At 37.1% G+C, this 14850-nt stretch carries 10 protein-coding genes; 4 read left to right on the forward strand and 6 right to left on the reverse strand.

Annotated elements, in window-relative coordinates; translation table 11 throughout:
* Window positions 1-215: 215 nt before the first annotated feature.
* Together GQR54_RS08545 and GQR54_RS08550 are read right to left on the reverse strand one after the other, a co-directional pair.
* Window positions 216-3449 carry a TonB-dependent receptor gene (locus GQR54_RS08545; protein ID WP_166377171.1) on the reverse strand — a complete coding sequence of 1078 codons (3234 nt, stop codon included), beginning with the start codon at window positions 3447-3449 and terminating at the stop codon, window positions 216-218.
* A gap of 43 nt (window positions 3450-3492) precedes the next feature.
* The gene (locus tag GQR54_RS08550; RefSeq protein WP_166377173.1) at window positions 3493-4347 is read right to left on the reverse strand and encodes a S1/P1 nuclease; all 855 of its coding nucleotides are present in this window, start codon (window positions 4345-4347) and stop codon (window positions 3493-3495) included.
* Window positions 4348-4598: 251 nt separating this feature from the next.
* Between GQR54_RS08550 and GQR54_RS08555 the strand changes: the two genes are divergently transcribed.
* Entirely contained in the window at window positions 4599-5465 is an 867-nt protein-coding gene (locus tag GQR54_RS08555) for a hypothetical protein (RefSeq protein WP_197193046.1), read from the forward strand.
* Complete coding sequence (locus GQR54_RS08560) at window positions 5458-6402, forward strand: hypothetical protein (protein WP_166377177.1); 945 nt, start codon at window positions 5458-5460, stop codon at window positions 6400-6402. Before GQR54_RS08555 ends, GQR54_RS08560 begins: the two co-directional genes overlap by 8 nt.
* A 26-nt stretch (window positions 6403-6428) precedes the next feature.
* On the opposite strand, the gene ushA is transcribed toward GQR54_RS08560, so the two are convergent.
* Entirely contained in the window at window positions 6429-8063 is a 1635-nt protein-coding gene (gene ushA, locus GQR54_RS08565) for a bifunctional UDP-sugar hydrolase/5'-nucleotidase UshA (RefSeq protein ID WP_166377179.1), read from the reverse strand.
* Between the two features lie 92 nt (window positions 8064-8155).
* The gene (locus GQR54_RS08570; RefSeq protein ID WP_010553952.1) at window positions 8156-8326 is read right to left on the reverse strand and encodes a hypothetical protein; all 171 of its coding nucleotides are present in this window, start codon (window positions 8324-8326) and stop codon (window positions 8156-8158) included.
* A gap of 258 nt (window positions 8327-8584) precedes the next feature.
* Between GQR54_RS08570 and GQR54_RS08575 the strand changes: the two genes are divergently transcribed.
* A complete protein-coding gene (locus GQR54_RS08575; protein ID WP_166377181.1) occupies window positions 8585-9343 on the forward strand; it encodes a peptidylprolyl isomerase in 759 nt (252 codons plus the stop codon).
* A 71-nt stretch (window positions 9344-9414) separates the two neighbouring features.
* On the opposite strand, the gene GQR54_RS08580 is transcribed toward GQR54_RS08575, so the two are convergent.
* A complete protein-coding gene (locus tag GQR54_RS08580; protein WP_166377183.1) occupies window positions 9415-9834 on the reverse strand; it encodes an MAPEG family protein in 420 nt (139 codons plus the stop codon).
* 179 nt (window positions 9835-10013) lie between these two features.
* Here GQR54_RS08580 and GQR54_RS08585 point away from each other — a divergent pair, with 179 nt between their 5' ends.
* Entirely contained in the window at window positions 10014-12896 is a 2883-nt protein-coding gene (locus GQR54_RS08585) for an insulinase family protein (RefSeq protein WP_166377185.1), read from the forward strand.
* A gap of 70 nt (window positions 12897-12966) precedes the next feature.
* Here the strand turns inward: GQR54_RS08585 and GQR54_RS08590 are convergent, their stop codons facing one another.
* Entirely contained in the window at window positions 12967-14349 is a 1383-nt protein-coding gene (locus GQR54_RS08590; RefSeq protein WP_024591807.1) for a Na+/H+ antiporter NhaC family protein, read from the reverse strand.
* Window positions 14350-14850: the final 501 nt, after the last annotated feature.

The raw sequence follows: 14850 nt of genomic DNA on the forward strand, positions 1-14850 counted from the left end.
AATACAACTGCAATATATTTTTAATAAATAGCACTAATTTTGTCTATTTTAGTGTTTTTTTGAGCAATAGCTCTATATCGGGGTATATATTACGTGGGCTTTATGACAAACATGTGAAATCGAAAGTGGGATATAAAAAAACCCATTACAAATTTGCAATGGGTTTAATGTAACTCACAAATAACTTAACAAGCTATTGATGTAGTTTTTAATGCTTAAAATTTGTAGCTTATACCAATTTTAGCCTGCCAAGCGGATGACGATGAACTGATTTGCGAATAATTTCGCACATCAGCGCCATCATATGCTGTATCGATAATATAGCGTCCTTCATCATCTAAACCACCAAAGTCATAAATAGTTTGGTTTGCATAGCTTAAACGCTTTTCGATTCCCCAGTCACTGTTAAGTAAATTGGCAAAGTTATCAATCATGAAGTAAATTTCACCACTGTGGCCTTGTGCAAAACCAGGAATTTCTTGCTTGATACTTACATCCATGGTTGTTACCCAAGGCTGAGTCGCTGTGTTTTTACCAAGTATTTGGCCTCGTTCAGATATACCTGCTTTATTTAACAGCTGCTCTAACTGATTCCAATTCATTCCTGATTCACTCCAGTTTACGAGAGAATCATCAGCTCCTGTTGGAATGTAAGGTAAGTATGCGCCGTTAGTGTATAACGTACTTGTATCGCCTAAATCACTATCTTGGTACATATTCATCGTGTAGCTAAATGGACGACCTGAGCGACGTTCAAAGTAAACATTAAATTTGGTTGCGTAGCCTGAGAAAAATTCAGTATTGTAACCTAAATTAATTTTAAAACTGTGTTCCACTTCGTAAGAGCCTCGTGCAGCAAGGTCCTCGTTACGGTTAACAGTAACATTATGTTTGTAGTTACCTTCAGCTTGCGATGCTGAACCAATAGAAGATTCAGTTACGTCTTGATGTGCATAACTAAAAGAGGTAAATAAACCGTTGTCCCATTCTTTAGCAAGGCCTGTTGAGATAATAATTGAACGACCATCTTCAGATGAGTTAGTCATTACGATATCAGCATTATCAAAATTGTTGTAAATAGTTTGGTTTATAACACGCTCACCATCGGCTGCTAATCCAACTGGTTGAATTGAAGCATTGTGCCATACCGCTTCATTTTCTTTTTTATGGTAAGCGATTTCTGCTTGCCACTTAAAACCATTACCTAATAGTTCAGAGTCGAATTCATATTCAAAACCAATTTGAGTACGAATACTTGAAGGCAATTTAAAATTAGGGTCTATAAAAGCAACGCTGCCGCTGCCTTTTTCTAATGAGTTTTTAATTTCATTAGGTACCTGCGTAATATCAGCTTGGTTATTCGCGAAGTATTCGTTGATCACGCTAGAAGGAGCGGTTACCTCTGTAATACCGTCAGCTTGGAATGAGTTGTTATACCATACGTTTGGTATCCCACCTTGGAAGCGACCAATACCACCACTTATTGTAAGTGCTTCTGTAGCATAATATTTGAAGCCAATACGCGGTAAAATAATATCTAGTCCGTCAAGGTTCTCTTGATTAGTAAAGCCATAGGTATTAGCAAAGTTTTCATTAAGCGTTGGTTTGTCATCTGATGATAAGCGCTCGTAACGAATGCCAGCAGTCATTTCTAAGTCATCGCCAATGTAAAACTTATCTTCAATATAAAGCGCAAGTTGGTTACGCGTTACATCATAAGCTTTATCAGATGAATTATTAGTATAGGCATTTTTGTACTCAAAAGCGTATGGGTAGTTACCATTTTCATCTTTTTTCGAATCTTTAGCTTCAAAACTTACCATGCGGTTTTCAAAATCATCTAAGCTTTTAAACTGCCACGACCCTAATGAATCTTCGGCAAATAGGTTATAAAGTTTTAATGACTCGTACTGCGCACCAAAGTTAATTTCATGCTCATCCATTAAATAGGTTGCATCAAACGTAAGCGTTAGGTTTTTAGTTTCAGATACGTTAGCGTGGCGGGTGCTGTCTGTACCAAAAGCAAATTGAGCGCCTGTACCACGACCATTTATTTCTTCTTCATAGACACTAACACTGCCTATATTTGAACGTGTATTGCTGTTTGAAGTTACGTCTTTATATGCAATGCCGACCTCAGTAGAGAAGTTGTCACTCCAATCTGAGTATAATTTAGTTGAAAAATTATTAAACTTAGTAACATAAGCGTAAGTGTTAGATCGCATAACAACAGAGTTACCACCGCTACTGCTATTGCGCTCGTCTTGATCGTCTTGCCACTGATACGTGAAATCTAGGCGATGTTCATCGCTAGCATTCCAGCTTAGTTTTACTAATAAGCTTTCGTTGGTATCTTCAGGCGCGCCGGCTAATGAATCGGTCAAGCCGTATTCATTATTTAAAATAGAAATAAAACGGTTATAGTTAGCTTTAGTAGTATTAAATTCGTTAGCCGCACCAGAGCCGTCAAAGCCGTAATCTAGGTCTTGTTCGCTTGACCATTTAGAATAGTTTACAAAATAAAACAGCTCATCTTCAAGGATAGCGCCACCTACGTTAAAACCATATCGTTTTTCTGACTGGATAGGCTCGACATCATAAAAAGAATAAGTTTTATGACCTGTTAATGGATCTAATTCATCTTCTTCACGAATACTTTTTACGTCACCAGCTATCTCAGGAGTAGATATTTCATAAAAGCCAGAGAACTTAAACTCATTTGTACCAGATTTTGTTACTGCGTTAATAGTACCGCCACCAAAGTTACCTTTAGAAGCCGAAAATGGAGATACATCAACAGAAACTTGCTCAATAGCATCAAGTGCTACAGGAGGCTGAGAAGTAGGGTAGCCACCGAAGTTCAAGCCAAAGTCGTCATTTTGACCGATGCCATCAACAGTTAAACCATTCGAGCGAGGGTTACTACCTGCAAAAGTTAGCTCGCCATTACCGTTAATACTGGCAAGTGGGTTTAAACGCGCAATATCTTTAATATCACGATTAAAGCTTGGCATATTTTCAATCGTGTCAGAGCCAAATGTACTGCTAGAGCCACCTGATTGTTGAACGATTTTATAACCAGATACTTCAATCTTTTCGATATTTCGCGGAGCAAGCTGCGAGCTTAAACGGTAAGTTTCACCAAGGTTCAAGTAGATATTTTCAACAGTGGTATCGTTAAACGTATCAGAATCGATGATAACCATGTAAGGACCACCTACACGTAAGCCATTAGCGATAAACGTACCACTTTCGTTTGTAGTTAGTTCGCTAATAGTTCCCGTTGGTTGGTGAACTACTTTGATTTTAACGTTTGCAGCACTGCCACCTGAAGGCGTTGTAATTTTACCACGCATTGCAGATGAAGTATCAGCAGCCATTGCGCTTGTAGAAACACCTAGAGCTAAAATTACCGCTCTAGTTAATTTCGAAAGGCGAAGCTTAGTCATAATGTTGATTTCCCGTGTGTAGGTTATATAAATTTAATACAGTTTATTTATCAGTCGTCATTTTCAGTGCCGTTTCTAACTCTTTTGCAGAAGGGTCAAATAAGGCATTTAGTAATCCAGCTAATCGAATACCCGCTTGTTGTAAGCGCGTTTTTATAATTGGAGTATTGTTATATATGTAGCTATATCCAACTTCGTCGTTGGTGTACTTATAAATTTTTGTTGCTAAGTTGTGCGATTCTTCAACCCAAGTTTTAGGTGAGCTTTGTAAGTACTGTGCAATCAGTTCGCTGTTATTAGTATCGATAAATTGCGCGTATTCAGTGAACGACAAGTTTTCGTTTTCAACTAGCTTTGTATCCCAAAGGCTATGAAGATTTGTTTCTTCATTAAAAAATGAAACCTTTATACGATTACCACCTCTGTCTTCACCTCTGCCTGCATGAAATGGCTGATGGCTATCACCTACTAAATGCACTAAAAAACGTAAACTGAATTGCTTAGCGTCTAACGTGCTGTTGGTATCTGTAAGTGTCTGCATTGAGTAGTGAATACCTTCAAGGATATTACTTACAGATTCTTTGTTTTTAGTATGTTCGTGGTTGAAGCTGAAAGACTTACCCGGTGCTGCATTTATATAATGCCAACGAGATGATTTCTTTTGCCAAAATTCACCAGGAGCAGATCGCATTTCATCAGGCCACGTTGATATTTGAGCTAGTGACTCGCCATCTAAATAAGGCTTAATTGCTGCTTTAGTTGTTTCGCTTATATGAGATTGTGCAATCTGCCCTACAATACGATGGCCATTTTGACCCCAAGCATGTGAGTCGGTGCTTGTGAATATCGCACTAACCAAAAGTGCAGAGGATATCGAGTACTTTATACTGTTATGCATTAGAACTTCCTAAATGAATGTTTCATGGCGTTGCTATAGGCTAATGCGGTCAATTGTCCTCACTTTTCGCGTTGATAGGAAGGACTCATTAAAATTCATAGTTTCTTATTCACATTACTTTTAAATCAATAGGTTATGCTTAACAGGTAAAATTACTTGTTGTAATAAGTAAGTAAAATTGTTCAAATACACTCTATCGTCTATTTTTGAGTGGCATTGCTTTGAATTTTAAGAATATCGTGTTACACAAAATGTTAATTGTTACATTTTTGTTTCTATTATTGGTCGTTACGTGGGTTTGCGGTCAAGTTAGTGTATACAACGATGATTTACATTTTCCAGTTATGATTGAAACCTCAACAGAGTGTCAAACAACTGCAACAAGTAACAAAGGGCAATTAATTGTTTTTACACAATCAAAAAAAATAGCCAAGTTATTAACAAAAAAGTTATGCTTTGACAACGTAGTGACTAAGCAATATGGCTCTGTAAAAGGGTATTGGGGATATAGAACGGCAGACAGCTTTGAGTTTGTTGGTAAAGGAATTGCTGACTTAATTTTGGCTAAAAATAATATTATGGCAGCCTTTAAAGCAGAGTCTACATATAACTACCAGCCCGTTGTTGGTTTTTCTGACTACACGGCTTTTTTTATATCTTCTAAAGAAAAACCACGGATCACCAAACAATACTTTTTAGATAAGCGCATAGGTTTACTTGATTATCCGACCAGCCGATCAGGGCATATTTTACCAAAGCAAACGTTTAAAGAGTTGGATATTAATTTAGCCAATTTAAAAATCACTTATGCTAGCTCTCATAACGAATTACGTGATTTACTCGCCGACGGAAAAGTAGATATTATTGCCTCTTTTTGGAAAGAGAGCGACGAAAAACGTTTTTCAAAAAACTATATTACGCCATTGAGTAATAATATTTCTGGAACAAGATGGTATTTAAAAATGCGGCAAAACAATACTGATTTGTTGTGTGCAGTTCAGGAAAACTTACTTGATATGTCTAAAGATCAAAGTTTGCATTACTATCAAAACGTCCAGCCATTTTGGCGCTGTGGCGCCAGCTTAGTAGGCTTAAAAGAGGAGGTTGGTGATGAGTAAGTATAAGCAATTACTTGTTATTATAAGTTTGTTTTTTATTTTATCGTCTGTCTTTTATGTTTCTGTAACTCAAAAAAGCCAGCAAGTAGCTAAACAAAAAATTACGCAGATAGAAAGGCAAATAGCACTAGATTTACCCTTACTTGATTTATCAAATGAGCTGCTTAAACACTCAGGTAATAAAGACGCGGTTAACAGCTACATTAAAACCTTAAATAGCCACATTAATACGAATGATCTTAGGGTTGTTACTATTGCACCCAAGAGCGAAATGGTAACACCTCTAAAGCCCAGCCAAATAATACGTAGTTTGAGTACAAACAGCGGGTTTGTACTAGTTGTATTTAGCGTTAAGCACACCCACTTTTCATTGAGCCATTTTATTTACTATTTTATATTTTTAGTATTAAGTGTGTTGATTAGTTTTTGGGTGAAATTTGCGTTTATTAAACAAAGCAATAAGCAGTTTAATAATGCACAGCATCAATCAATTGCAGAGCCTACGCCGCTGATACTTATTGTTAACCTTAACGATAAAACATTATCAAGTAGTTGTAATACAGAACAAAAAATGTGTTTAGCCAATAAACCATTGTGCTTTTATTTAGCACTTGTAGAGTATTGTACAAATAACGATGATGTAGCGCTTAGTCATAATAAAGATGTTCCAGGGGAACTGCTAGAACTTGCTAACAAGTATTTTTATAGGTTGATCGAACTCGGCCATACGGTTAGAAAAAGGCCTAACTTTAATAATAGCCTAGAAAAAACCCTGAGCGAAATACGTGCGGCATTAGATGAAGTACTCAGCGAGTATCCTGAAGAAAAAGAGTTATATTACCCACCTAAAGCATACGGGGAGGGTTCTCGCTCTCGTCTGCATAGTTATGGGCTGGCAAATATTAAAAAGGGCAGTATTGAAATAATAGGAAAGTAACAAGGTTACTTTCCTATTATTAGAGGCTATTTAGGAGTAAATTCAGCCGTTTTAAGAGGGCTGTTTTTTGATATAAAGTCTTGAAGTGCTTGAGCATCTGTTTCGTCTGTACTAACAAAGCCTTTTTTATTTGTAAGCGTAGGATAGCCATCGCCGCCTGATGCGTTATAGCTATTTAGACTCATACGGTACGTTTTATTTTTATTCAAAGGTTGCCCATTAATAACCACATTAACTAGCTGGCCATTTTTACGTTCAAACGATAGTTTATGATACTGCAAATAAGCACCTGCATCCGGTGGGAAGCTCGTTACTGTATTTAAATAGTCCCATAAATCACTCCCTTGCCAATCCATATAAGTAATACGATTTTTGAAAGGATGTACTTTTAAAATATCTTTATAGCTTACTTTACCTGCCTCTATTGAGCTGCGAATACCACCGCCACTTATTAATCCAAAGTCTGCATTTACTACATCCATTTGAGCTTGAATAATTACACGTGCAAGGTTTGTTTGTTGGTAACGAACTTTGTTTCTGTCACCTTCTAAGCGAGCATCTACTTCACCAATGGTACCTTCAATTTGTTTAGCGCCTTTAGCTTGGTATACCGCTAAATAAGATTCAAGTTTAGAGTCTGGTTTAATGTACTCGTTTGCTAATACTTCTTTAGTAGAGCCATCAGCTTGTACTTTATCTACATACAAATTAACAGGCATAAGTTTGTAGTCTAGTAACGTCAATTTTCCGTCTTCAAGCTTAAACTCAGCTTTACCAACATACTTACCCCATTCATGGGCTTGCATAATGTAAGTACCGTTTTGCTGGTCTGGTTTACAGGCAAGGCCAGGTTTAAAGTTATCATCATTTACATTTGTATCACTCATACACACAGGTTCTTGTGAATGACCGCCAATGATCATATCAAGCGTGTTTGCAGGAAGTGAGCGAGCAAGTGTTACATCACCGGGTGCGTTAATACCAAAGCTAGCATCAACATAATGACCCATATGAGTCAGCGCAATGGTAATGTCTGGATTATATTTAGCTTTTATTTCTTTAGCTAGCTTTGCGGTAACGTCAACAGGGTCTTTAAACTCTAAATGCCCAATATATTGAGGATTACCAATTTTAGCTGTGTCGGTTGTTGTTAAACCAATAACAGCAATAGTTAATTCATTTTTTTTGAATATTTTGTAACTATCAAACGCATGCTCGCCTGACTCTTTTTCAAATATATTGGCTGATAGGAAAGGGAAATTCACCCATTTTTGCTGTTGCTTTAAAACATCAATAGGGTTGTCGAATTCGTGATTACCTAATGCCATTGCATCGTAACCAATCAAAGACATACCTTTAAAGTCAGGCTCTGCTTTTTGTAAATCTGACTCAGGAATGCCAGTATTAATATCACCACCAGAGAGTAGTAGTACTGCATGACCTTGCTTTTGAGCTTTATTGCGTAAAGAGTCAATTAACGTTTTGCGAGCGGCCATACCGTATTCGCCTTTTTCGTTTTGCCAAAAACGCCCGTGGTTATCGTTAGTGTGAAGTACAGTAAGATATTGAGTTGCAGGAGAGTTACTTACACTTGAGTCGGTTGTAGCCGATGTACACCCAAGTACGCTTAAAAAAACTGAAAATAAAATAATTATTCGCATAAAATACCTGTCTATTAAGGCCCACTTAATTTATTGAGTGGCTAGTTTAAACTAGTTTTATGCGAAAAAAACATACTTATTTACATTTCATCTTAATTACGGCTTGTCGCAGCAGTTTCTCTGCGCTTTAACTCTTTACTCGCATATTCAGATTTTTCATGATTTGCTGCAATCATCCACGTTAAAAAGCTGGCGGGTAGCTTTGTGTAAGCTTCGCCTCTGTGTAAACCAAAGTCACAAATAGTGTGTTGTGTGTTTGACATTATTATTACCAGTGTTTTTTATTTTGTTTGATAGTACCAAAAGTACACACAGGGGAAAGATGATTTAGCTTTAGCTGTTTTGATTTATATAACTTAAAAGAATATAGCTAAAACAGCGAAAACAATGTAATTAAAATGTTATCGATGCGGTCTGATTTGTATCAATATGCAATTTGCTCTCGATTTATTCAGTGAGTAATAATAACCTATCTTTATATTAACAAAGCATTTAAACAATTATAACAACAGGAGTTAAATATGAAGAAGCTTTTCCTTGGTTCACTATTGGCAGCTGCTAGCTTTAGTAGCACTGCAACTATCGTTGAAATGAAAACTAGCCAAGGTATTATTGTGATTAATTTATTTGATCAAGACACGCCTAAAACAGTTGAAAACTTTTTAAGTTACGTTGATGATGAGTCTTATAATCAAACCGTGATCCACCGTTCACTGAGTGACTTTGTTATTCAAGGTGGGGGTTTTACTTTTTCTGACGACTTTGATCCAATTACTACTAAGCCTGCCATTATTAATGAACCTGTATTTTCAAATGTTAAAGGTACTATTGCAATGGCGAAAGTAGATGGCGATCCTAATAGTGCCACAAGCCAATGGTTTTTTAATATTGTGGATAACAGTGTTGGCAGTGCTCAATTAGACACCCAAAATGGGGGTTTTACTGTATTTGGACAAATAACAGAGGCAAGCCAAGCCACGCTAGATAATATTGCAGCGTTAGTTCATTGTGGTGATAGACCCGTTGTAGGTATTAGTTCTGAGCAGTGTTCAAGCAGTGATGTAACAATTAGCAGCACCAATCTAGTTTCTATAGAAAGTGTAGTTGTATTGGATGACGATCCACGCTCGTCAAAAGGCTTAACGGTTACGCTTAATACGTTGATTGATGAAGAGGATACAACTACACCAATTGAATCTGATAGCAGTTCGGGTGGTAGTATGGCTTGGATTTTAGCAGGGGTTTTATTCGTATTACCGCGTTTAAAACGTACTAAATAAAATGTTGTGAGCGGCGTAACTCGCGTCGCTCATCGTTTAATTACAATGACTAAGAAAGTAGAAACGTTAATTTAAAAAGCAAGTACCCGCCAAACCATCGCAAGCCAAATTGAAAACACACAAACACAACCCAGTAAAAACACTTTAAAACGTGCGCGTACGTTGTTTTCACCTAAATGAATAACACTGTGCACAATACGTGTTGCTACAAATAAACAGGCCAGTATTGCCACAAGTGTACTGGCGCTATTTAGTTGCAGTGCAAGTAAACAACCCACGTAAAAAAGCACAGGTATTTCAAACTGATTCGAAAAATTTCTATCTGCAACCCTAACAGTATCGCCAGCTTTATCTAATTGCATTGTTTTAAAATCGCTTAAATTTAACTGTTTGTTTTTAGCTGCAGCAAAGCGCCTTTTCCCCATTATAATCATTACGATAAGTGAGAGAGTTACTTGAACGAACATTGTTAAAATTATTACTTTTTCCATTGATCTTCCTTATTTATTTGAGTTTACAATTGAGTATGAAGATGTTTTTCACAATGTGTTACACAATTAAGCGTTATTTTGTGGCATATCATTAATTTAAAATGTTAGTTTAGCTTTACTATATTGCTTTCAACTGGCGCACTCTATATTTTGCGCGATGATTTTTAATGGAAAATAAAATGAAAAAAATAATTGGTTTTAGTGCTATCGCATTAGCCGTATTAAGTGGTTGTTCTAACATATCATCTGTTTCTGTGGCGCCTCAGGCCTCTTTACTATCAGACACTTTAGTTGTTAGCCCTAACGATAACCGCGAATATAAAACACTTAAGTTGGCAAACGACATTGAAGTTATTTTAGTGTCGGATCCTGGTGCTGAAAAGTCAGCAGCGGCACTAAGTGTAGGTGTTGGTTTACTACACGACCCAATGTCGCAACAGGGTATGGCGCATTATTTAGAACACATGCTGTTTTTAGGCACCGATCGTTACCCAGACACAAAAGGGTATTCTGATTTTATGACCAAAAATGGTGGCGCGCATAATGCCTACACTTGGCTCGATATTACTAATTACATGTTTAAAATTAATAACGACGCGTTTGATGAAGGGCTAGACCGCTTTGCCGACTTTTTCAAAGCACCTAAGTTATACCCTGAATACACAGACAAAGAAAAAAATGCAGTAAACGCAGAGTGGTCAATGCGCCGCGAAATGGACTTTTTTGGTCAATTTAAACTCGCGCGTAAAATGATGGGCGATCATCCTGCTAACCGTTTTTTAATTGGTAACCTAGAAACACTTGGCGACAAAGAAGGTAGCTCACTTCATAAAGAAACAGTTGATTTTTATAATAAATATTACTCTTCAAATATTATGAAAGTAGCGCTTATTTCAAATCTATCTATTGCTGAAATGGAGCAAAAAGCGCAAAAATACTTTGCTGATATAAAAAATAAAAATATCGAAAAGCCAACAGTGACTGCAAAAGTTGATTTTGATAACGCTGGCGGAAAACGCGTGTTTTATGCACCAAATGAAGATGTAAAACAGCTACAACTTGATTTCACCATTGCTAATAATAATAGCGAATTTGCACTTAAACCAAACCGATTTGTAGCGTATTTACTAAGTAATGAAATGCCGGGTAGCCCAGCGCAACTTCTTCGCGACAAAGGGTGGGTGTCTCAGCTTTCAGCTTCAGCTGCACCAAATCAATATGGCAACTACGGTTCGTTAAATGTAAATGTAGAACTTACCGATGAAGGCATGAAAAATCGTGATGAAATAGTTGCAACTATCATGCAGTACATCGATTTAATTAAAAAAGAAGGCGTTGATAGCAAGTACTTCAACGAAATTCGTACATCACTAAATAACCAATTTAAGTTTTTAGAAAAAGGTGATGAATTTAATTATGTAAGCTCACTTACACAAAGTATGCAAGATTACCCGTTAAATCACGCCATTAATGCACCTTATTATTATGCAAAGTTTGATGCTAATGCGGTAAATAAAGTACTTGAGCAGTTAAATGCCGATACTCTTCGTATTTGGTATGTATCGCAGCAAGAAGAGACAGACTCACAACTACACTTTTACGACGGTAAATACCGCATTAGTGATATTAGCGAACAAGAGATTGCAAGCTGGAAAAAACCAAGCGAATTTAAGTTAGCACTACCGACTGTAAACAATTTATTGCCTGAAAATTTTGCAATAAAAACTCAAGCATTTAAAGAGCAAAAACACCCAGAACTTGCTTACGATAAAAATGGCGTAAAAGTATGGCGCCAAGCAAGTCAAAAATTTGCAGAGCAGCCAAAAGGGCTTGTTGAAGTTTATATAAATACTCAACCAGGGTTGAACGATATTAAAGCAGAAGTCCTTTATTCTGTTTGGGCTGATTTATATAATATTCAACAAAGTCAGTTAAGTACCGAAGCAGCAATCGCCGGTATGAGTGTAAGCCTTGCGCCGAGTAATGGTCTTGTTTTATCTATGAGTGGTTTTACAGATAAGCAAGATGTATTGCTTAAACAAGCTTTAACCGGATTAAAAGCCGATGAAACAGCACAAGCATTTAGCCAAGCTGTTGATCGCTTTAAACGTAATTTACTAAACCAACAAAAGCAGTTTCCGTATGCACAAGCATTTGGCGAGTATTCAAAACTAACGCGTACAGGTGGCTTTGATACGGATGCGCTTATTAAAGCCGCTGACTCACTGAGTGTTGCCGACTTAGCACAACTAAAAACAGCTACGTTTGCACAAAACGATTTACGCGTATTTAGTTACGGTAACTACAATCAGCAAGATATAGACGCGATTGCAGAAGAATTAAGTGCAACATTACCAAGTAACCATAAGCGCAGTGAATTTGCACGAAGCAAAGCGTGGTTGCCACAACCGGGCGAAACGCTGGTACTGCAAAAAGATATTGATGTAGCCGATGTAGCGGTGGTTGATATGACCGTTCATCCTGTTGCGGGTTACAAACAAAAAGCAGAAGCGGCTGTATTACAAAGCCACTTTAGAACAGTTGGGTTTGATAAAATGCGTACTGAGGAGCAGCTTGCATACGCAGTAGGTGCATTAGCTCGCCCAATCGAGGATTACTCAGCAATTGGTTTGTATATTCAAACACCAGTTAAAGGACCAAAAGAAATACAAGCTCGTTTTGATAAGTTTAAAAAAGAATACGCAGTTGAACTTGATAACATGAGCGAAGAGACTTTTGAGCAGCTTAAAAATTCAACCCTAGTATCGCTTAAAGAGCAGCCTAAAAATTTAAGTGACGAAATGAGCCCACTTATAAACGATTGGTACCGTGAAAACTTTACCTTTGATTCTAAGCAAAAGCTGATTGATGAAGTTGAAAAAGTAACGCTTGCAGATATAAAAGACTACTACAAGCAAACAATGCTTAATCCTAATGCGGCACGTTTAAATGTGCAATTACGTGGTACTAAGTTTATAGAAAGTGACTTTGCCGATTTACCAAATCAAACTAAAATCACAACGCTTGATGCCTATTACAATGGTATTAAACTACAAAAATAAGCTTTATTTATACAGCTAAAAATAAACCCCAATGTATTGCTACATTGGGGTTTTTATTTATTCAGCTAATTTAAGCCATTATTAAAAAGCCTATAACAGCTAATGCCGCAGCAATTAGCGTGTAAGGCAATTGTGTAACGGCATGGCTCATTAAATTACAACCAGAGCCTTGCGCTGCTAGCACTGTTGAATCTGAGTAAAAACACGCTTGGCTACCAAAAGAAGAAGCCGATAATAGCGCTCCAATGACCAGTGGTATGTTTGCATCAACCGCATTTGCCAGTGGCATAACAATCGGAATTGATACAGCAAAAATACCCCAACTCGACCCTGTTGCAAACGCTAAAATAGCCATTGAAATAAATACCACGGCTGGTAAATATGCTGCGGTCATATAAGGGCTTAAGCTGCCAATAACAAACTGAGGTAAACCAATTAAGTCGCATACGTCTTTGAATATAAACGCCGCTATAACAGTACCAATAGCGGGGATCATACTTTTAAAGCCATCAAGCATGCGCTCAATCATTTCACTTACGCTCATTAATTTTTGTAGCGCATAAAACGGGAGAGTGACCGCCATTGTTGCTAGTAAGCCTTTGTATACGTCTATTTCAAAGTAAACAGTAAATGCGATTAGTAAAATAATCGGCACTAAAAAGTTACGTAATTTACCTTTAGGGTCGGCATCTTCAAAGTTTTCTTCAGCTGCTTTTACTGCGTATTCATCTGCTGTTTGAACGTTATTGTATTGAGCTGGATCGACTTGAGCTTGCTCAATTTGCGCCATTTGTTCTGCTTTTTTCATTGGACCAATCGCAGGAATAACACCCAACACAACAAGTAAAACAACAAGCACTGCAAACCACGCGTAAAACATGTACGGAATAGCTTGAATATAAACAGCAATACCTTTGCCTTCTTCAGCAATACCGTTATCTACCAATAAGCCACTAAAAAATACCGCCCAGGTAGATAAAGGGACAAGCACACAAATTGGTGCAGCAGTTGAGTCAACAACGTAAGCAAGCATCTCACGGCTAACTTTAAATTTATCGGTAATGCGTTTCATGGTTTCACCCACAGTAAGCGCATTTAAGTAGTCATCAATAAAAATAACCACACCTAAGCAAAAGGTCATAAACAAAGATGAGCGTTTACCTTTGGTGTATTTAAGAGCTAGCTTGCCAAAAGCCGATGCGCCACCTGTACGTACTAATAGCGCGATAAGTGCACCAAAGCCACCACATACAAGTATTAGCCAGCCGATAGTTTCGTCTGTCATCACTTTTAGCGATGTACTTGCAAAGTTAGTAAGTACCTGTGCAGGGTCGGCTATAACTAAACCAACTAAAGCACCAATAAGTAAAGATAAAATAGGGCGGCGTAATACAACAGCCAATACAACCACCACTAACGGTGGTAATAAACTCAACGCAGAAGGTTCAAGCATTTAAGTATTCACAAAATTAAAAGCATGCATAAAAATTAAAAATATAATTTTTAAACTGCTTATACAAAAACAAAGAAGATGATAAATTTGTTGTTAAATCATATTCCAAGTCACTGCTTTTGTACGCGCGGGAGGGTCACTAAATGGTTATGTTAAATAGCCATTTTAATGAAACGCGTTGGCTTTGGCGCCAGACGGTGCAAGGAGTGCAAACCGCTATTGTTGTGCCTGTAAAAACATCAGCGCAAAAATAATCTGCTTTTTAATTTCAGTCAATAAATAAATGCATTAAATAACATTTATTTTAATGCTGTGATTAAAAGCTATTTTGTACTGAACTTTCACTCAGTTAAAAAACGAATCATGATGCTTAAAATAAAAAGCCTATGCTGTAAGGATAAATAGCATAGGCTTTAATTATTAATTTGAACTGTAAGTAATAAACCTAAATGTCATTATGATTTAACGGACTCATAAATCCTCTTTATCAGATATTAGGTC

Source organism: Pseudoalteromonas sp. Z9A4, from assembly GCF_011378845.1.
Taxonomy (GTDB): domain Bacteria; phylum Pseudomonadota; class Gammaproteobacteria; order Enterobacterales; family Alteromonadaceae; genus Pseudoalteromonas; species Pseudoalteromonas arctica.